The sequence below is a fragment of the Consotaella salsifontis genome (assembly GCF_900167365.1).
Taxonomy (GTDB): Bacteria; Pseudomonadota; Alphaproteobacteria; order Rhizobiales; family Rhizobiaceae; genus Consotaella; species Consotaella salsifontis.
Map to the genome: position 1 here is coordinate 85,915 of NZ_FUXL01000015.1, position 18,871 is coordinate 104,785.

Here is an 18,871-nt window from a genome sequence, read left to right on the forward strand (position 1 = left end):
GACTTCGATGGTCGCGGACACACCCTCAGTCTACCACGTCCTGAAAGAGCACATGAGACGGATTGCATTTCCGATGGCGATGGCTCCTGAGCCGACCGGGACCTATCCTGTCGGCCGCGAAACGCTGCAGTTGGCGATCGGCGGGCGGAGTACCACGATCGATCTTTGGTACCCGGCCGCGTCGGGGCCAGACGCGGCAAGACGCCGCTGGAGAGCTCTCGCCGATTTCGTCTTGCGTCCCACTTCAGCGCGAGCTCCGGCGGTGGCACCCGCCAGGGAAGAGCACGGACATTGGCCCCTGCTCGTCTACAATCCGTCGTGGTTCTCAGAACGGAGCGACAACAGCTTCACGCTCGCCAATATCACCAGTCATGGGTTCATGGTGGCGGCGCTCGACGACGTGGTTCACGACGCGCCCGCGAACGATCGGGAGGCGCAGACAGCCAGCCTGGATTTCAGCTCCGATGCGGCCTTCGAGCAGTCGCGCCTGGTGGCGGACCGCCGAGTGACCATGGCAGCGAAGCGCTCGTCTTCCGTGATCGATGCGCTCGCCGCGCTTCCTCCATGGAACGAAATGATCGATTTCCGGCACATCGGCGCGATCGGCTTTTCTTTCGGTGGCGCGGTGGCGGCCGAGCTTGGCCGCAGCGACGCACGCATTCGCGCCGTCATCAACATGGATGGCGCAACATTCGCGGAAGCCGCCCGATACGGCCTGAACGTTCCCTACCTTTTCCTGTCGAGCGGCGAGCTTTTCCCGTCCCGCAGCGCTCTTGACAGTGAAGATCCGGCGACCCGCTTCGCTGCTCGCGTCTCTTTGATCGAGGCGCGGCGGCAGGTCGAGCGCTCCAATCGGCCCGGCTATCTCAGCCTCGTCCTCCCGATAGCCACTCACCTCGACTTTTGCGACAGGCTCGTCATGCCGCCCTTCGAGGCTCTGCGGGAGGCACGGACGATCGATCGGATAAAGCTATGGCATGAGCTCAATTCGGTGCTGATCGACTTCCTCGATCGCTCTGTTCGCGACCGTGCCGATCCCTCGGCACCGATGCACTGGTCGCCGGACTTTCAGTCCATCAAGCAGGCTCGCCTCGCTTCGATTCCGACGGAGGCGACCACGCCATGATCATCATGAAGCCACCATCCCATATAGCGCCAATTACCGTCAGCGCCGATCATCCACGATCAGACGACTGCGGCGACCGTGTCGATGATCTTCGTCAGGTCACGAGCCGCGACATCCCAGGTCAGGCGCGCCGCCAGTTCGCCTCCGCGTCGCCGCAGATCGTCCGCCAATCCGACCTCGTTGAGCAAACGTTCGAGCGTCGACTCCACCGCGCCGGGCACAGCGGGATCGTAAACGAGGGAGGCCGCGCCGCAGATTTCCTCCACCGCGCTGCCACCGGCCGCGATCACCGGGCAGCCGCAGGCGAGAGCTTCGACGGGCGGCAATCCGAACCCCTCGTAGCGGGATGGAAAGAGCAGACAGGCCGCGTTTTCCAGCAGCGCGCGAAGCTCGCCGTCGCTGACGCGACCGAGCCGCATGGCCGGAAACTCGACGCCGTCGACGCCGCTACGGAAAACGGCCGGATCGACGGTGCCGGCGATCGCCAGCGTCATGCCGCGTGCGTCGAGCATTCCGGCGATCCCGCGAAGGCTGCCAAGGCCTTTGTGCGCGACGCGGTTACCCACCACCAGGGCATATTGCCGTGGCCGCAGTTCGTTTCGGTTCAGCACCGAGTCATCGGCGAGAACGTTCAGGATGTGGTCGGCGCCCTCCCCCACGACGAGAATCCTGTCGCCCGGAATGCCCAGCCACTTCGACAGACGCTGGCGCGAGAACTGCGAAACCGTGACGATCCTCGCGCCGCTCCGGGTGATCAGCCAGTGGTGAGCGCGATACCACTGGCGGAAACGCCAGGAGTAGGATTCCGGCGTATCGAAGACGCCGGCGTCATGGACGACGACCACCTGTCGGCGTCCGGCGGCGATCGGCCCGGTATTGCCGAGGTTGAGCAGAACGCGCCCGCGCGCCGCCCGCGGCAGTTCCACCTGCTCCCAGGCATGACCGCGCAGCCGGCCGACCTTGCGAAGGCGCAGCGCGTCCAGCGCCGGCATCTCGTCGGGCAGAGCGGGAACCAGGACTTCCGCCGCCGGCCACTCGCCGCGTGTGGCGAGCCGGTCGAGGCTTCGCAGGATTTCGCCGGCATAGCGCTGAACGCCGGTGACCGGCTGCACAAGGAAGCGCCCGTTGATCGCAACGGGAGCGAGGCCGGGTCGAGCGGTTCTGCCTGTCTCGTGCATGACATCCATGATCGCTGTTCCGCCGGTGCTCGTTGCGGGCTCCGAAGCGCGCCTGGCCGCCCGGCAGCCGCAAACGCTCGGTGGCAAGAATTCCAACGTCTCGTCAGCCGCGAAAGCAACCCCAACCAAAGAACTATACCCCCGAGGGAGGGACAGTGATGGAAGCCCTGGGTTCGCATTCCAGCCATCGCTCGATGTCAGGCGAGGAAAGAGCGTCTGTTCCGCTTCAGGAGAGCGGTGCGACGGGCTCGCGAACATCCCACATGCGCCTTGCCGTGGGCATCCCGACGATCGGCCGTCCTGCGATCGTGCGCGGCGCGCTGCGGGAACTGATGGATCAGACTCGGCTGCCGGATCTGGTGGTGATCTGCGCGTCACGCCCGGAGGACGTCGAGGGTCTCGCGGCAGACCCGGCATCAACCCGCATAGTCTTCTCGACCCCGGGCGCCTCACGGCAGAGAAACGCAATCATCGACGCGGCGAAGGATTGCGACGTGATCGTCTTTCTCGACGACGACTTTCTCATGCAGCCCGATTATCTCGCCGAGACGGAACAGGCGTTCCTCGGTGAGCCGGCACTGGTCGTAACGACGGGCACGGTCATCGCCGACGGGATCGGCGGCCCCGGCCTGGAGCTGGAGGACGGGCGCGTCTTGCTTGATGCCGATCGAAAGCTGAGATCGACACGCCCGGCGACTGCTCAACCCCGGGACGCGCCAACCTTCTGCGGATACGGCTGTAACCTCGCTTTTCGTGTCGAGGTGGCGAACCGCCACGGCATTCGGTTCGACGATCGGCTGCCGTTCTATTCGTGGCAGGAAGACGTCGATTTCTCGCGACGGCTCGGCCTGCACGGCAAAATCGTGCGCCTTGGCCGAGCGCGCGGCGTGCATCTCGGCACCAAGGTCGGCCGAGGCTCGGGCGTCAGGCTCGGCTACTCCCAGATCGTCAATCCGCTCTACCTCGCACACAACTCGCGAGGCCGGATCTATCCCTATGGCTATGCTCTCGTGCGGATCGTCCGCAACCTTTCCGCCAATCTGCTTCGGTCGATCCGCCCAGAGCCCTACATCGATCGGCGCGGACGGCTCCGGGGCAACATGACAGCACTCGGCGACGTCCTGCGAGGACGGTTGGAACCGGAAAGGGCGGCCGGCCTATGAACTTCGTTCTCAAGAAGGGGCCGGCATCGGCCCTCCACCGCGTCGCGAGCACGATATGGCTCGGTGCATGCCGACGCGCCGCCGCGTTCCACATCGCCCGCCATCATCCGGTTCGCGACCTGTCGACCATTGCCATCGTCGCCCCGCTCGGCCGGCGAAACGGCATCGGTCAGGGCGCGCGGCTGCAATATGCGGCCTTCAAGTCGGCCGGCAGAGCCGTTGAACTCGTTGACGCAACCGCCGCCTTGCGCAATCCCATCGCGCGTGTTTCTCACGCTGCCGCCTCGGCTTATGTCTTCCATTGCGGTGGCCCGCAGACGGCGAATCTTCTCCATGCCGTTCTTCCAATGGCCGCACAGGCTTGGCGCATCGGATACTGGGCATGGGAGTTGTCCACCCCGCCCCAGGACTGGCGAGCCTTCGCCGGCATGGTGTCGGAGATATGGACGCCCAGTCGCTTCGCGGCAGACAGCTTGGCTCAGATTTTCGATCTTCCCATCCGCGTCGCGCCTCATTCGGTTCCGGTAAGCACGGCGCGCCGACGCAATGTCGCGGCGCCTTTCACCGTTTTGGTAATGGCCGACGGGCGATCCAGCCTTTCGCGCAAGAACCCCGGCGCTGCCATCGCCGCCTTCCGCAAGGCATTCGGCGACGATGCGAGGGCGCGCCTGTTCGTGAAGCTCAACGGCACGGGAAAGGACGTCGCCGGTCTGGCCGCTCAGGTCGAGAAAATGTCCAACGCGCGGCTGATCACGCGCTATCTCGGCGCGGCGGAACTCTCGGAGCTCTACCAGTCGACCGACGTGCTGCTCTCGCTGCATCGCGCCGAGGGGTTCGGCCTGCCGCTATTGGAGGCGATGGCGCACGGCATCCCCGTCGTCGCAACCGGCTGGTCCGGGAACCTTGAGTTTATGAGCTGCGCCGATAGCGTACTCGTCCCGTATCGCCTCGTTCCGGTGCGCGACGAAGCGAAAATCTACTCGAGTGGAACCTGGGCCGAACCCGACATCGAGGCGGCCGCGGCCGCCCTCCGGCGCCTGGCGGACGAGCCGAACCACTATTCCCGACTTGCCAGGGATGCCTACGCGGCGGCTCGGGCCGCCTATCGTCGATCCATCGAGCTCTGCGCGGAGTAAGGCCATGTCAGTTGCGAACTGCTGCCAAACCCTGCCGTCGAACGCCTCCACCGGGCGGCAACGGCCTGCCGCTGTTCGGCGACCGCGTGGGACCTTTGGTTACATCGCCAATGCCAACGCCACCACCAGCCAGAAGACGGCGCAGCCTGCAATCACCGCTATGCGGACACGACGGCCGGTCCAGAACGGGTCGTCCTCCGCCCCGCCGGACATCGCGGACCAGCGGCTCTCAGGTGCCGCACCATCGGCAATACCCTGCCTTGCTTCGACGGGAGCTTCTTTCATCGGGTCGTCTCGTTCAGGCCCAAAGCGCGATGCTGAAATCCTGCATGTCTTTTGGACCACCGGCTTGCGGCAAAACGACGGCGTGAGGCGCATGGGGCGGACGTTTCGAGGGCCGGCAGGTCAAGTCGCGTCACTTTATCGCTTTATGGTTAATCCCTGGCTAACAATCGGGAAACGGTTGGCCGACGACGACCGCAACTTCCGTTCGCCGCAGACGCAACGCCACCTGCCCCCCGCCCGCATGGGCAATCGCGCCCACTGCCTTGCCATCGGCGAGGTCCAGATGGATCAGCCGCCATCGCTCGAGGCCGCCATGGGCTGCGTCGATGCGCGTGAAGCGCGCATCCTCAGCAGGATCGAGCGACACGTCAAAAGAGGACAGCGGCATGGAAAGTCCCTGACCGGACGCCTTCACAAATGCCTCCTTGCGCGTCCATCCCAGAACAATGGCCCGTTCGCGCTGCGAAGCCTCCAGTCTGGCGAGGCTTTGCTGTTCAGCCGGCGAGAAGATCAGGCTCGCCAAGCTCTCCTCGAGCGGCCGCACGATTTCCACGTCGACCCCGACTTCCAGGGTCTGAGAGACGGCGAGCACGGCGATTTCGCCGCTGTGGCTCAAGTTGAAGTGGGGCGCCGGTCGGTGCGGCAGCACGACCGACGGCTTTCCGAAGGCGTTCACGGTAAACGCCAAGGCAGCCGGAGGCACGCCCAGTTCATCGCCAAGGATCATCCTGAGACGACCGCGCGCCACCGTGAAGCGCTGCCGATCCCGATCGAAAACGAAAGCCGCGCGCCGCATCAGTTCGCCGTCGCCAAGGTGACGAACGTGCTCGTCCACCAGATGGTCGGGCAGATCGAGCACCCAGGTCCAAATATCGATCCGCTGCATGCTCCCATCCGCCTGTTCATGCGGTGGCCCGGCCCTTGCACCGATTGGCCTTCGGCGCCGCCTCTGCCATCCGGCGCTCACACCGCGAACCGCCCGTCGCCCTCCAGGACAGGTCGTCGATCATGAACATATTGAACTCTTCCCTTCCCCTTCCGCAACGGGATCGTCCCATCCCGGCGCAAGACATGATCGACCTCAGTGGCTTGTTCCGCATCATCTGGCGAAGGAAAGGGACCATCGCCCTCGTCGTCGTCGCGACGGTCGCTCTGACCGGCACCTGGCTGCATTTCGCGACGCCGATCTACACCGCCTCCTCGTCGATCCTTCTCGATACACGCGAACAGCACATCACCAATGTGAAGGAAGTCGTGTCGGAACTTTCCGTGAGCAGCTCGGTCATCGCGGGTGAGGTTTCGGTCGTCATGTCCAATCTGTTGGTGGGCAAGGTCGTCGATCAGCTCCACCTCGTCGACGATCCGGAATTCGACCCTTGGATTCCACGTGCTCCCAGCTATGCCGACCAGGCGAAGGATCTACTGCGAAGAGCCTTTGCGGCCGTTGGGATTGCCGACCTGTGGCCACTAGAGGCCGATGACAGGTCTCGTCAGCCGGCCGCATCCAAAAAGGCCGAGGCGCGCCGCGTTGTCATCGAGGCCGTTCAAAACCATCTCAGCGTAAGACAGAGTGGCATTGCCTACGTCATCGAGGTTTCATTCAGTTCGCCTGACCCGCTCACGGCGTCACGCGTCGCCAATGCCGTGGCCCAGCGTTACATACAGGACCAGATCGACGGCAGCCGAGAGGCGACCCGCCGCGCGGCTGTTTGGCTCGGCGAGCGCATCGAGGGGCTGAGGGTGCAGGTCGAAACGGCTGAGGTGGCCGTCGTGAAGCTACGCGCGCAGCAGGCGCGCGAAGAGGGTGGCGGCGTCGACGTCGTGACCCAGCAATTGAAAGAACTCAACAGCGCACTGGTCACAGCCAGCGCCGCCAGGGCCGCTGCGGATGCGCAGTACCGGCAGGTCGCGAACCTGCTCGAAACCGGCGGCGTTGAAGCGGCGTCGCGCGTCGTATCCTCGCCGCTCATCCTGACGCTGAGCCAGCAGAAGGCGGAACTCGAGCGCAACCTCGCCGAATTGTCGAAACGATATGGCGCGGCCCATCCGGAAGTGGTCAAGGTGAAGGCCGGTATTGGGGATGTCGAGCGCGCCCTTGAGCTGGAGGTCCAGAAGGCACAAGCCACCATGCGCAATGATCTAGCGGTGGCGGTCAAGCGCGAGACGCAACTGACCTCCGAGGTCGAAACGGCACAGGCTCGCCTGACGAAACTCGCGGAATCGTCCGTCCAACTGCGCCAGCTCGAAAGGTCGGCGGCTGCAACGGCCTCGGTCTACGAGAGTTTCCTTGCACGCTACAAGGAAACTTCCCAACAAGCCGATCTTGAGCGGGCCGGGGCGCGGCTCATTTCCGTCGCCGAGCCTCCGCGCGCCCCCTCGCATCCCCGCAAGAAGCTGATCCTGGCCCTCGCGGGCATCGCCGGCGGTGTTCTCGGGTTGGGTCTGGCGTTCGGTCTCGAGCTGTTCTCGACCGTGTTCCACACGCCGGACGAACTACATGCCCGAACCGGTCTGCCTGTGCTTGCCGTACTGCCAGCGGTGCGTCGGCGCACGAACAAGCGATGGCTGGTTCGCCAGCTTGTCGCACGTCCCACCACCCGCTTCATCGAGGCCGCGCGCGATCTGCGCACCTCGTTGGCCCTGCTCCAGGGTGACGTCACGCCACAGGTAATCATGGTCACGTCGGCGCTGCCTGGCGAGGGAAAGTCCACCACGAGCATCACCCTGGCCTATCTCCAGCACGTCGCGGGGCATCGATCCGTCATCATCGATTGCAATCTGCGCCGTCCGTCCCTCGCCAAAATGTTCGGCGCGGACGACGCACCCACCATCGAGCCCTACCTGCGGGGGGAAGCGTCAATAGAAGACATCGTCTCGATCGACCCAGCCACCGGCTTGCACCTCATCGCAGCCGCACCGCGTAAGAGCGTCGAGGACGAATGGTTGCACTCCAGCCGGTTGGGTGAGCTGATCGAGGTTTTGAGAGACCGATACGACTTCGTTATTCTCGATGCCGAGGCGACATCATCGACTTCGGATTCGCTGTTGCTGGCGCAGCGCGCGGATGCCGTGCTGGTTGTCGTGCGCAGTGGTCGGACCTCAGCCTCGGCGGTGCTGCATAGTCTCGACAGGCTTGAGGTTTCCCATTGCCAGATTGCCGGCACCGTACTCTCGCAAGCGCCCGCGAACGTGCGGACCGATTCCTTGAGGGGAGGCCGTCGCTTTGGTTGATCAGAATGTGTGCCTGGACGGGCATGCCCTGCCCCTTCCCGCAACGTTGCGCGAAGCGCCGTCAGAGCGCGCGCTCCGACCAGAGCTCCAGCCTCCTGCGCGGCCAAGAAGCATCCCTGCGCGCGACAATCCCCGCCCTCGACGCATCGCTATCGTGCATTATTGGCTGGTGGGCATGCGTGGCGGAGAGCGGGTCCTCGAAGAGATTCTGTCGCTTTTCCCGACGGCGGATCTCTTTACGCACGTTGCGATCCGCGAAAACCTGTCGGAGGCGCTACGAAACCGCCCTATCACCGAAACGTTCATCGGCAGATTGCCATTCGCACGCAAGCATTACGCTAGGTTCCTGCCGCTCATGCCGTTGGCGCTGGAGGAACTGGACCTGTCCGGATATGACCTTGTCATCTCTTCGGAATCGGGACCGGCAAAGGGTGTCATCGCGCCCCCAGGATCAGTTCACGTCTGCTACTGCCATTCGCCGATGCGCTATGTCTGGGATCAATATGGCGCCTATCGCCAGCAACTCGGACCACTCGGCCGCCTCGCCTTCAGCGTGACGGCTCACGGCCTGCGGACGTGGGATGTCGCCACCGCCGCCCGGGTGGACCAGTTCGTCGCCAACTCCGCCTTCGTAGCAGAGCGCATCCGCCGCTACTATAAGACTGAGGCCAAGGTCGTTCACCCGCCAGTCGAACTCAGCGCCTTCTCGCTGCCGCGCGAGCCCGGCACAGGCGATTATTTCCTGTTCGTCTCAGAGCTGGTCGGCTACAAACGCGCCGATCTCGTGGTCGAGGCATTCAACAGGCTGCGCCTCCCGCTCGTCGTGGTCGGCGATGGCAAGGAAGCGCCGGCGCTCGCCCGGCGAGCCTCGCCGAACATCTGTCTGACCGGTCGCGTATCCCAGGAAAGGCTGGTGGAGCTCTATCAGAACGCCCGCGCGCTGGTTTTCCCCGCGCTCGAGGACTTTGGAATCGTGCCGCTCGAGGCGATGGCATGCGGCGTGCCTGTCATCGCATATAGTCGCGGCGGCGCCCGCGAGAGCGTCGTTGCCGGAAAGACCGGATTGTTTTTCGACGAGCAGAACGCCGATGCCATCATCGACGCTGTGGAACGCTTCGAGACCCAGCGCGCGACGTTCGATCGGCGTCAGATCGCCGCCCATGCGCAGAAATTCTCGCCGGAGGTGTTTCGCAAGCGGTTTCGCCAATGCGTGGATGGCGCCATTGCGCGAGCAAGGCGAAGAGATGCGGCATCTACCGGCCGGACGGGCGTGTCTGCCGAATAACCTCTTGGGCGGCGGCGAAGGCGGGCTTCTGCGGCCCTACCGTCCACTGTCCGCCGCTCCCCTTGACCATGGAGACCACACCCATGCTCGCCTCGAAGCTCGGCGCCCAGTATGGCTCGTCGAACAGCTCGTAGATGAACGTCGCCTCGACATCATAGGCTTTGTTCAATTCGACCAAGCGTCGCATCATCGCGCTGAGGCCGGCGGCCTGGCCCTCCTTGCCGTCCTTATGGCTTCCCTGCGAATGGTTAAACTCCGTCACCCATATGGGTTTGCCGTACCGAGCGAGGGTTCTGAAGGGAGTATCATCCTTGTACTCGTACATGTGCCACACCGTGATCTCCCAGGCGATGTGGTCTTTGGCGAGCCGCTCGAAAAAGCCGAGATGACCCCATCCGGCGGTTCCGATTGCCCGGCGAGCTTTGGGATTGGCTGCGGCGATGCCCTCCGATAGTCCACGCAGAACAGCAGCGACCTTGAGATAGCGGGGAGTGAAGTACTCTCCGGGTCCGACGCCGGCGGCCGGTCCCCATTCGCAGGGGTACTGCGTCCCATCATCCCGCATCTCGCAAGGCTGGATGATGGCATAGTTCTCCAACTCGTTGCCGAGTTCCCATATCTCGACATCAGGGAAGGCGCGGGCGAAGGCCTCCGCGAACGCGGCGCTCTGTGTCCGAAGCTGCTCGGCGGTGCTGCTCTTCAGGCGGACGGGTGGAATGAGGATGGGAAGGATGTCGATGCGGCGCTCCCGCGCGGTCTCCAGGAGAAACCGCAGCTTGTCGCGCTGATCGAGGCTGGTGACGTCGACCCGATAGGATGTTCCGCCAAGCTCATGGAGCTGCTCGATCTGCTCGGCATAGCTCAAACCGGAATAGGCGGTGAACGGGTGCCCATTGGCGCCCCAGATCATCTCGGCCCACCCCACACATGGGAGCATGCCGAGGAGGAGCGCGGTAGCGCGAACCACGATCTTTAAGGCCATTGGATGCCGTCTCCCGGCTGTTCAGAGATCGGGAAGCCGACGTGCGATCACCCGCGAACGGTTGGACAACATCGGAGGCCGCCCGCACCTTGTAGGCGCAGGCGGCCCATCGGCGCGTGCCCTGCTCAGGGATGCAACGGAAAGAGCTCCTTTATCGTCGCATCATGTCCGTTCGGTAGTCCGTCGCGCACCTCGATTTCGTTGGGTGTCTCGCGTGCCAGATCGGCATGCACCATCATCCGGCAAAGCTCGCGGACTTCCACCAGGGGCCGCCAGCCGAGAACCTCCTTCGCCTTGCGTGGCGAGCCCAACAGCAGATCCACCTCCGCCGGCCGACGCAGCGCCTTCTGAATACGCACCAGAGGCCGGTTCATCGACGCGCAAAATCCGACCTCGTCGTCGCCCTCGCCGCGCCACTCCAGATCGAGATCGGCCGCCGCAAAGGCCATCGTGGCAAAATCGCGCACGGTCGACGTCGTTCCTGTCGCCAGGACGAAGGTGTCGGGTTTCTCTGCCTGGAGCATCCGCCACATTCCCTCAACGAAATCTCCGGCGAACCCCCAGTCGCGTTTGGCATCCAGGTTGCCCAGAAAGAGCGTCGTCTGCAGGCCCGAGGCGATGCGCGCGACGGCCTGGGATATCTTGCGGGTCACGAACTCCGGCCCGCGCAGGGGCGACTCATGGTTGAACAAGATGCCGGAGCTGACGAACATGTCGTACGATTCGCGATAGTTGATCGCCGACCAATGGCCGAACAGCTTTGAGACGGCATAGGGGCTGCGCGGATAGAACGGCGTGTTTTCATCCTGCGGAACTGCCTGGACCCGGCCGAACATCTCCGCCGAGGATGCCTGGTAAATCCGGATCCGCGGATTGACGATGCGGGAGGCCTCCAGCATCTGCAGGGCACCAAGCGCCGAGATCTGCGCCGTCGTCGTCGGCTCCTTGAAAGAAACGGCAACGAAGCTCTGGCCAGCCAGATTGTAGATTTCGTCGGGCTCGAAAGCGGCAATCGCCCGAATGTTGGAGCCGAGATCGGTCAGGTCGTGCTCGACCAGCGTCAGGTTCTCATGGGTGTCGACGCCGAGTTCCCGCAGCCGCCAGAAGGTCTGGGCGCTGGTTCGCCGATAGCCGCCGGCAACCTTGTAGCCTTTCGACAGCAACAGGCGCACCAGATAGGCGCCATCCTGCCCTGTCACGCCTGAAACGAATGCTCTCTTGGCAGCGCTACCTTCGGGCATGAAACCTCACTCTCCGCGCAATGTGCGTTCCAAAGGGCGTTCACATGATCCCTGAACTCGACCCGGAAACGTTCATTCGAAAAGCGGCAGGCGTGCTGCCGGATCGCCGCGGCGTCGAAACGGCCGACCATTCTTTCGAACCGGTCGACCGCATCGCAGATGGCCTCGACGCTCTGTTCCCAGAAGTGCAGCCCGGTAACGCCGTCCACGACGGTCTCTGACGCTCCGCCCCGGCCGTAAGCCAGCACTGGCGTTCCGCAGGCCTGCGCCTCGATCGGCGCGATGCCGAAATCCTCTTCGGCAGCGAAGATGAACGCTTTGGCCTCCTGCAGGTGCCGCAGCAAAACTGCGTCCTCCTGGTATCCCAGGACGGAGACGTTCGGGCCGGCGCGTTCTACAGCGTCGCGATACTGCGGCCCATCGCCGATGACGACGAGCTTCTTGTCGGGCATATGGCGGAAGGCTTCGACGATGAGCCCGATCTTCTTGTAGGGAACCAGCCGCGAGGACGTCAGGTAGAAGTCCTTCTTCTCGCCGCCCATCTGAAAGTAATCGGTGTCGACACCGGGATAGATAACGGCGGCGTCGCGCCGGTAGAACTTGCGGATTCGCCTGGCGATGTATTCCGAGCAGGCGATGAAGCTGTCGACGCCGTTGACCGTTCGCAGATCCCATATCCGGGTTCGATGCAACATCCAGCGAGCCACCATCGCGCGCAGACCACGGTCGATTTTCTGCTCGCGCAGATATTGGTGTTGAAGGTCCCAGGCATAGCGCATGGGCGTATAGCAATAGCAGATGTGCAGCTGGTTCGGTGCCGTGATCACTCCCTTGGCCACGGCATGGCTGTTGGAAATGACGATATCGTAGTCCGACAGGTCGAACTGCTCGACGGCGAGCGCCATCAATGGCAGGAGATTTCTATACATCTTTCGAAAGACGCGCATTCCTTGCAGGAAGCTCGTCTTGAATACCTTGCCATTGTAGAATTTACTGAACTTCCCGTCACTGAAGTCGAAGAGGCAGAAAACGTCAGCGTCCGGAAATTCCTTCAGCATTTCGGAAAGGACTTTCTCCGAGCCGGCATAGGTGACAAGCCATTCGTGCACGATGGCGATCTTGGGATTCCGGTTCGAACCCTTGCCGATGTATTCGGGCTTCGTAAGCATGACGTTATTTGCCCAGGAATTATTTCCGAATAACTAAAATCCATAAATCCAGAAATCATTCCCGGTTCAAGTGCAAATAATGGGTCGACATCCATCAAAAAGAATTATGCCGATTTCGGCGTAAGCCCCCCTTGCCGCGGCGCAATTACACTTCAGCGGGACTTGCAGCGGTGCTTGAAGCAGTCCTTAGGCCTTCAACGCCTTTGAAAAGCACGGCGCTCTCAACAGAAGGGGGCCTGTCGAGGCGATGGTTCCGGTCCAGCGCGGGAAGACCCGAGTCGCGGGCGCAAGAGCTTCCGTAAGAGCCCACAGAGCGCGTTCGTCGTACCGCCGATTGCGCAGATGAGCCCACCGACTGCCACGACTAGACTGGGCGGCAATGTTTCGGCCTGCCCTCCTGCGCCGCACGAAGCCCCGCACCACCGCTCCACCGCACCTCAACCTAAGGGACGCGATACCTCGATGGCACGACAAGTCCACGGCGCCGCAATAGATCCCACGAAGTGCGTAGTGACGCCATGATGCATCCCTCCCTTTCTTCCCGAGCGGCATTGAAACCGAACTTCTCCGCCTTGAATGCTGGAGGGTGGACGGCCGCTACCCGCGTCACATCGCAGATCTCGCAGTTCGTCATCATCCTGATCGCGAGCCGGTTTCTCGGCCCTGCTGAATTTGGCGTGTTCTCGCTGGTTTCGGCGGTGGCGTACGCACTGCTCAGGATCGCCGACGCCGGCTGGAGCGAATTCATCATCAGCTGGCGCGGCGATGAGAGCTTCATCGAGGCAACGCTGACCCTGTCGCTCATCGCCGGGCTGATCATGTCGCTTCTGGGGCTTCTCGGCGCGACATTCGTTGACGAGGTGATGGCGTCCCCGACAGAGGCGCATCTTATGGCGCTGTTCGCGCTTTGGATCGTGTTGGCAACCTTGAGTTCGGCGCAGGGCGGCGTCCTGACACGGCGACAGCAGGTGGCGCCACTCTCGACCATCTTGATCGCGGCGGAAGGTGTGGGCTTCGCGGTGACAGTGACGGCTCTCTTCACCGGTGCGGACTTGTTCTCCTTGGCCTACGGGCGTCTTGCGCAGCAAAGCCTGCAGATGGTCGCCTCCGCGGCCCTTACCGGGGCCCGACCGCGCGCTTTGCCGGACCGGGCGGTGATCCGCGAGGTTCTGGCGTTCACGCGTCACATCTTCCTGACGCGCTGGCTAAACCTCATGCGCATGTACGCGTCCACCTTCCTCATCGGCCTGTTTCTCGGGCCGCAGAGCGTGGGCCTATATCGGGCCGCCGATCGGCTGGTCGGCGCGTTGATGGAGCTGATGAACGAACCCGCGCGCATGTTGGCTTGGCTCCTTCTCCGGCGCGCGGCCGTCAGGGCGCAAGCCGAGGGCCTACCGGTTCGGGAGACAGTGCGAGAAACGGCGGAGCTGATGCTGCCCTTGATCATCGCCATCGCCCTTCCCTGCCTGGCCTTGTTGGCACTCTTCGCGGATACGGTCATCGCATTCCTGCTGGGCGAAGGGTGGCGCGGCGCCGCTCCGATCGTCACGATCCTCGCGATTGCCAGGGCTTTGGTCGTGCCGTCGTCCGTGACCGAGGCCCTTCTTTCGATCCTTGGAGAGGTCCGCCGGTTTCCGCCGGCCTCTCTTATCAACGCCGTTATCAGCATCACGGCCCTCGCGATTGCCGCTCAGTTCGACGCGGTCGCGGTGGCCGTTGGCGAGTTGGTGGCCGGAACGGGCGTTCTGGCGACCACGATCTGGCTTCAAAGGCGGTATGGCGGTGTTCGCTGGGGGCTGGTGGCCCGGCATTCCCTCTTCATCGTGCCATCCATCGCCCTCGGGCTCGTGGTCGCCGAGACCATTAGTCAGACCTTCGCTGCCGAGCTCCCAGGCATCATGCGGACGCTGGTGGCCTGCGCGGCGGCTACGGTGATCTACGCGGCGGCAGTCGGGCTGCTGCGCCCTGTGGCGGTGCGGATCGCGTTTTCACTGTGGCGCCAACAAAGGGCAGCAGAGGCGGCGATATGAAACAGGCATTGCTTCGCGCGCCGAGCGCTGTTGGACGACCAACAGATATGCTCAAGAGCTGCAAACGGTCCCTCGCAACAGTGGCCGGCATGATCGATGTCGGCTTCCGGCGCGCCGAGTTCATGCTGCGTCCACGCAGACGGAGCTTCAGCGGCGCCTATGCGTCGTTCGATGTCGCGCTTGCAGCGGTACCGCGCGGCTATCTTTCGGGCTACGCGCACGAGGAGATTGCCGACATCTGCTTCGAGGAAATGTGCAGCGTCATGGTCTGGGACTATCCGGTCCTGTTCTGGCTCTCCCGGCTGCACCCCTGGGTATCCAGCGTCCTCGACGCCGGCGGTCACATGGGCACCAAGTTCAGGGCGTTCGACCCCCTGCTTTCCCTTAAAGGCAACTGGCGCTGGATCGTCTATGACACGCCGCCGGTCGTCGCGGCGGGGCGCAAACGGGCAGAGGCTGACGGTCTCGATGCCTCCTTGAGCTTTGTCGACAACCTCGCAGACGCCGAACCGACGGATCTCCTGCTCGCATCGGGCCTCTTCCAGTATTTCAACGGCACCCTGTCCGATTTTCTTTCCCGACTGCCGGCCCTGCCGCCATACGTCATCTTGAACAAGGTCGCGCTCAGGGACGGCGAAACCGTCGTGACCCTGGAGCGGATCGGAAAGGCCTATGTGCCGTATCAGATCCGCAATCGCGCCAGCTTCCTGCAGGACATCGCCAGCGCCGGCTACGTCATCGCCGATCGCTGGGTCATTCCGTCTCTCAGCCACTCCATCCGCTCCCATCCCGAATTGGGCAAAAGCACCAGTTGCGGATTCTATCTGCGACGGGCCGGCGACACGTTCGATTTGGCATGAGCTATCGAGGGAGGTCACGCGTCGTGCGCCACATCCAACGTCATGATCCGGAGCCGATCCTTCAGCGCGGCGGCGTCGGGTCTCGATCGCTCCCCCGAACGCTGGTGGCAGCGGCCATCGTCATTGCGGCGCTGGCCTTGAGCACCGCTTCCGCCTTGGCGCAGAGCGAATACCGACTGGCCATTGGGGACATCGTGGAGTTCGATTTTCTCGACGACGACCAACCGCCCCAGCGCCTGACGATCGCCGATGACGGGAGGGTGCAGCTGCCGCTCATCGGGGGAACGAAGATAGCGGACTTGACGCAGTCCGAGGCGCTCGCCTCCATCCGCCAAGCGTATATCGATCGCAAATTGCTGGTCGACCCGAAAGTGAACCTCGCCATCGCCGAGTTCCGACCGGTGTTCGTGCTCGGGGACGTGCGCGCTCCCGGCTCGTTTCCGTTCCGTCCGCTTTTGACCGTCGAGCAGGCGGTCGCGCTGGCGGGGGGGCCCTCGACATTGATAGGAGACGAGCAGAGCCGCATCCTTCAGCGGACAGCCCTGCGCAGCAGCATCGAGGCCATCGATGCCGACCTGGCTCGCGCCGCCGTGCGCAGCGCCGGCGCCCGCGCCCAGATCGACTCCCTTCCCCACATCGCCGATGAGGACATTCCGGAGCGGATCGCCAATCTGGTCAGTCCGCGCTTCCTGGACGAGATCAAGGAGATTCAGGAAAAGATCATCGCGGTCGATAGCGAGGCTTTCCAGAGCGAGAAGGCATCGCTTGAGACGTCCGTGAGCCAGGCGGAGCAGGAAATCGCCCTGCTCAACGATCTCGCCACCAACCAGAAGAAGGCGATCCAGTACTTCCAGGACGAGGTCGACCGTTCGCAGATCCTCAAGGACCGGCAGCTGACCGCCGGCAGCGAAGTCGCGCGGCGCGAGCAGTCGGCCACGGAAGCGCGCAGCCGGCTCCTCCAAATCTACTACCAGATCGCACAGGCCAACCGGAACCTGGGAGATTTCCGCAGGCAAATCTCCCAGGCCAGCTACAACCGCAAGCAGCAGGGGTGGGCCGAGTACCAGAAACAGCAGACAGAGATCGACAAGCTCTTCGCGCAGCGGCAGTCGACCGAGGAGCAGTTGGTTCTGCTCACCGGCTGGACCGAGGCAGACGCGGCCGACCGCAGCGATCCGGATATCACCTATCGCATTCGTCGCTGGCAGAACGGCAGTTACGCCACCGTTCCGGCGACGGCCTTCTCCGTCGTATCTCCCGGCGACGCGGTGGCCGTTGTGGTGGAAAGGCCGAGACACACCGTTCCCGAAGCGATGGATGACGGGCGCCAAACATCTGAACTCACGAAATCCGCCGGCGCGGCGGTGCGATAGAGCGCGTCATGGAAGCCTTCGCGGTTACGCCCGTTGTGTTCGGACTGTGGCTTTGCTGCGCGCTCATCAGCCTCTCGGCCGCCTATTCGTTCACCATCCTCATGCTGCCGTTCGGCATGATGGCCGTGCTGATCCTGCCAAAGCTGGGCGGCCTGTCGTTTCTGGCCGTCAACATGACGGCCGCACTGACAGTGGGCGTGATGACGATCGACCTGGCGGCGCGACTGCTGCGCGGCGAAAAACTCCAGACACCGGCGCAGACCTTAATGATCGGGGCCTACGGAGCCTATTCGTTGCTTTCCGCAACTCTTCTCGTGCGATTGTTCGAGGGCGACTTCGCGGTGTTCTCTCTCGGTCGAGCAGCCAACGGCGTTAAGGTCAGCGTTCATTTCAATTCCGTCGTCTCGCCGCTCAGTTCGGGAAACTCCAATCTGTCGCAGGCCACCTATGTCCTTCTGAGTTGTGCATTTTTCGTCGCCAGCTGCGCGATCCTGCGGCGCCGGGGCGTAGCGTTTGGCGACAGGCTGTTACGCGCCGTCGCTCTCATCAATTTCGCTCTCGGCATGCTCGACATGCTTCGGTTCGACAAGCTCATGGAGCCGATCCGCACCGCGACCTACGCGCTCGCGAACGAGCAGACCAGCGCGGGCATGTCGAGGGTCATCGGCGGCTTTCCGGAACCCTCGGCCTTTGGTCCATTTTCCGTGGTTCTGTTCGCTTATTTCGCGGGAGCCTTCATCGGCTCTGGACGGGGCAAGGACGCGCTTTTTGCACTGTTGAGCCTCAGCATGGCCATAGCGTCCCTGGCAGCGAGCGCCTTCCTCGCGATCGCAGCCGCGAGTGTGGTTTTAGGTTGGCAGGTCCTTGCCAGGGCATCGGATGCCTTCGAACGCCGGGCGACCCTTTTCATGCTGATCAGCGTTTGCGCTGTCGTTGCGCTACTGTGTGTTGTGCTAATGAGCCCGATCGCGGAGCTGGGAGAGCGGGTGATCAACGAGGTCATCTTCCAGAAGGCCGACAGCACCTCGGGTCTGGAACGCGGTGCCTGGGCTGCAGGTGGCATCACCGCCTTCTACGAAACATACGGCCTGGGGGCAGGTGTCGGTTCGCTTCGCTCGAACGGTCTCGCATCTGTGGTTCTCGGCAGCGTCGGGATTCCCGGCGCTCTCGCTCTCGCGGCCTTCTTCATCGCCTCCTTCGTCGGCACCCTCCCTCAAGGAAGCGCGGGCGGCCCCAGGCGCGTCTATCGGGGAGCGCAAGCCGCAGCGAGCGCTCAAATCGCCGCCCTGTTCGTCAGCGGCACGGTGCCGGACCCCGGTATGCTCACGATGTTTTTGGCAGCGCTTGCCATCACGGCAAAGCGGGAATGCTTGGCCTCGGTCGCCGAGCCCAAGCGAATGCCGAAACCGCCGATTGGGCCGCAGGCACTAGCCTGGAGAGGCTAGATGAACGTCGCAGTGAAGCGTCACGCTGATGAGTACCGCGCCCAGCTCGCCTCACATTACCTGATAGGTTGGTCCCTCTCCGCCCTGCGGGGGGACCCAGGTGATGTTGCCGTTGGGGTCCTTGATGTCGCAGGTCTTGCAGTGGATGCAGTTGGCCGCGTTGATGACGAAGCTCGCCTCCCCGTCCTTCTCCACCCACTCATACACCCCCGCCGGGCAGTAGCGCTGCGACGGCCCGGCGTAGACGTCGTGTTCCGAGCGCTTCTGCAACCCCATGTCCTTCACCACCAGATGGACCGGCTGGTCCTCCTCGTGATGGGTGTTGGTCAGATACACCGACGACAGCCGATCGAAGGTGAGGACGCCG

General features: G+C 63.4%; 16 protein-coding genes. 9 read left to right on the plus strand and 7 right to left on the minus strand.

All coding sequences use genetic code 11. From position 1 onward, the window contains the following. Positions 1 to 52: 52 nt before the first annotated feature. Complete coding sequence (locus B5D38_RS17790) at positions 53 to 1,126, plus strand: alpha/beta hydrolase (RefSeq protein ID WP_131829963.1); 1,074 nt, start codon at positions 53 to 55, stop codon at positions 1,124 to 1,126. Positions 1,127 to 1,185: 59 nt separating this feature from the next. On the opposite strand, the gene B5D38_RS17795 is transcribed toward B5D38_RS17790, so the two are convergent. Further along, the gene (locus tag B5D38_RS17795) at positions 1,186 to 2,313 is read right to left on the minus strand and encodes a glycosyltransferase family 4 protein (protein ID WP_207552986.1); all 1,128 of its coding nucleotides are present in this window, start codon (positions 2,311 to 2,313) and stop codon (positions 1,186 to 1,188) included. A gap of 149 nt (positions 2,314 to 2,462) precedes the next feature. Here B5D38_RS17795 and B5D38_RS17800 point away from each other — a divergent pair, with 149 nt between their 5' ends. Further along, positions 2,463 to 3,467, plus strand: a complete 1,005-nt coding sequence (locus B5D38_RS17800) for a glycosyltransferase family 2 protein (RefSeq protein ID WP_245319340.1) — start codon at positions 2,463 to 2,465, stop codon at positions 3,465 to 3,467. Beyond that, positions 3,464 to 4,603: a glycosyltransferase gene (locus B5D38_RS17805; protein ID WP_078709792.1), complete on the plus strand. Its 1,140-nt coding sequence runs from the start codon at positions 3,464 to 3,466 to the stop codon at positions 4,601 to 4,603. The genes B5D38_RS17800 and B5D38_RS17805 overlap by 4 nt, the downstream gene beginning before the upstream one ends. 99 nt (positions 4,604 to 4,702) lie before the next feature. Here the strand turns inward: B5D38_RS17805 and B5D38_RS17810 are convergent, their stop codons facing one another. Beyond that, a complete protein-coding gene (locus B5D38_RS17810) occupies positions 4,703 to 4,888 on the minus strand; it encodes a hypothetical protein (protein ID WP_078709793.1) in 186 nt (61 codons plus the stop codon). Between the two features lie 160 nt (positions 4,889 to 5,048). Continuing rightward, positions 5,049 to 5,774 carry a 4'-phosphopantetheinyl transferase family protein gene (locus tag B5D38_RS17815; RefSeq protein WP_078709794.1) on the minus strand — a complete coding sequence of 242 codons (726 nt, stop codon included), beginning with the start codon at positions 5,772 to 5,774 and terminating at the stop codon, positions 5,049 to 5,051. A gap of 185 nt (positions 5,775 to 5,959) precedes the next feature. Here B5D38_RS17815 and B5D38_RS17820 point away from each other — a divergent pair, with 185 nt between their 5' ends. Together B5D38_RS17820 and B5D38_RS17825 are read left to right on the plus strand one after the other, a co-directional pair. Beyond that, a complete protein-coding gene (locus tag B5D38_RS17820) occupies positions 5,960 to 8,119 on the plus strand; it encodes a Wzz/FepE/Etk N-terminal domain-containing protein (RefSeq protein WP_165690897.1) in 2,160 nt (719 codons plus the stop codon). Between the two features lie 154 nt (positions 8,120 to 8,273). Further along, positions 8,274 to 9,404 (plus strand): glycosyltransferase, encoded by a 1,131-nt coding sequence (locus B5D38_RS17825; RefSeq protein ID WP_280949401.1) that lies wholly within the window; start codon positions 8,274 to 8,276, stop codon positions 9,402 to 9,404. Here the strand turns inward: B5D38_RS17825 and B5D38_RS17830 are convergent. The 3 genes from B5D38_RS17830 to B5D38_RS17840 form a co-directional block, all read right to left on the minus strand. After that, complete coding sequence (locus B5D38_RS17830) at positions 9,373 to 10,386, minus strand: hypothetical protein (protein ID WP_078709796.1); 1,014 nt, start codon at positions 10,384 to 10,386, stop codon at positions 9,373 to 9,375. The two genes, B5D38_RS17825 and B5D38_RS17830, sit on opposite strands and share 32 nt — an antisense overlap. Positions 10,387 to 10,511: 125 nt before the next feature. Continuing rightward, positions 10,512 to 11,627 (minus strand): GDP-mannose 4,6-dehydratase, encoded by a 1,116-nt coding sequence (gmd, locus tag B5D38_RS17835; RefSeq protein WP_078709797.1) that lies wholly within the window; start codon positions 11,625 to 11,627, stop codon positions 10,512 to 10,514. Next, positions 11,582 to 12,796 (minus strand): glycosyltransferase family 4 protein, encoded by a 1,215-nt coding sequence (locus B5D38_RS17840; RefSeq protein WP_078709798.1) that lies wholly within the window; start codon positions 12,794 to 12,796, stop codon positions 11,582 to 11,584. The genes gmd and B5D38_RS17840 overlap by 46 nt, the downstream gene beginning before the upstream one ends. Before the next feature lie 503 nt (positions 12,797 to 13,299). On the opposite strand from B5D38_RS17840, the gene B5D38_RS17845 reads away from it, so the two are divergent. From B5D38_RS17845 to B5D38_RS17860, 4 genes are all read left to right on the plus strand, one after another. Next, the gene (locus B5D38_RS17845) at positions 13,300 to 14,826 is read left to right on the plus strand and encodes an oligosaccharide flippase family protein (protein ID WP_165690898.1); all 1,527 of its coding nucleotides are present in this window, start codon (positions 13,300 to 13,302) and stop codon (positions 14,824 to 14,826) included. Between the two features lie 89 nt (positions 14,827 to 14,915). Further along, positions 14,916 to 15,686 carry a methyltransferase, TIGR04325 family gene (locus tag B5D38_RS17850; RefSeq protein WP_245319341.1) on the plus strand — a complete coding sequence of 257 codons (771 nt, stop codon included), beginning with the start codon at positions 14,916 to 14,918 and terminating at the stop codon, positions 15,684 to 15,686. Positions 15,687 to 15,709: 23 nt separating this feature from the next. Beyond that, positions 15,710 to 17,059 carry a polysaccharide biosynthesis/export family protein gene (locus B5D38_RS17855; protein ID WP_165690899.1) on the plus strand — a complete coding sequence of 450 codons (1,350 nt, stop codon included), beginning with the start codon at positions 15,710 to 15,712 and terminating at the stop codon, positions 17,057 to 17,059. An 8-nt stretch (positions 17,060 to 17,067) separates the two neighbouring features. Beyond that, entirely contained in the window at positions 17,068 to 18,504 is a 1,437-nt protein-coding gene (locus B5D38_RS17860; RefSeq protein ID WP_078709802.1) for a hypothetical protein, read from the plus strand. 51 nt (positions 18,505 to 18,555) lie between these two features. On the opposite strand, the gene B5D38_RS17865 is transcribed toward B5D38_RS17860, so the two are convergent. After that, a partial coding sequence (locus B5D38_RS17865) for a 4Fe-4S dicluster domain-containing protein (RefSeq protein WP_207552987.1) occupies positions 18,556 to 18,871 on the minus strand: 316 nt, incomplete at its 5' end.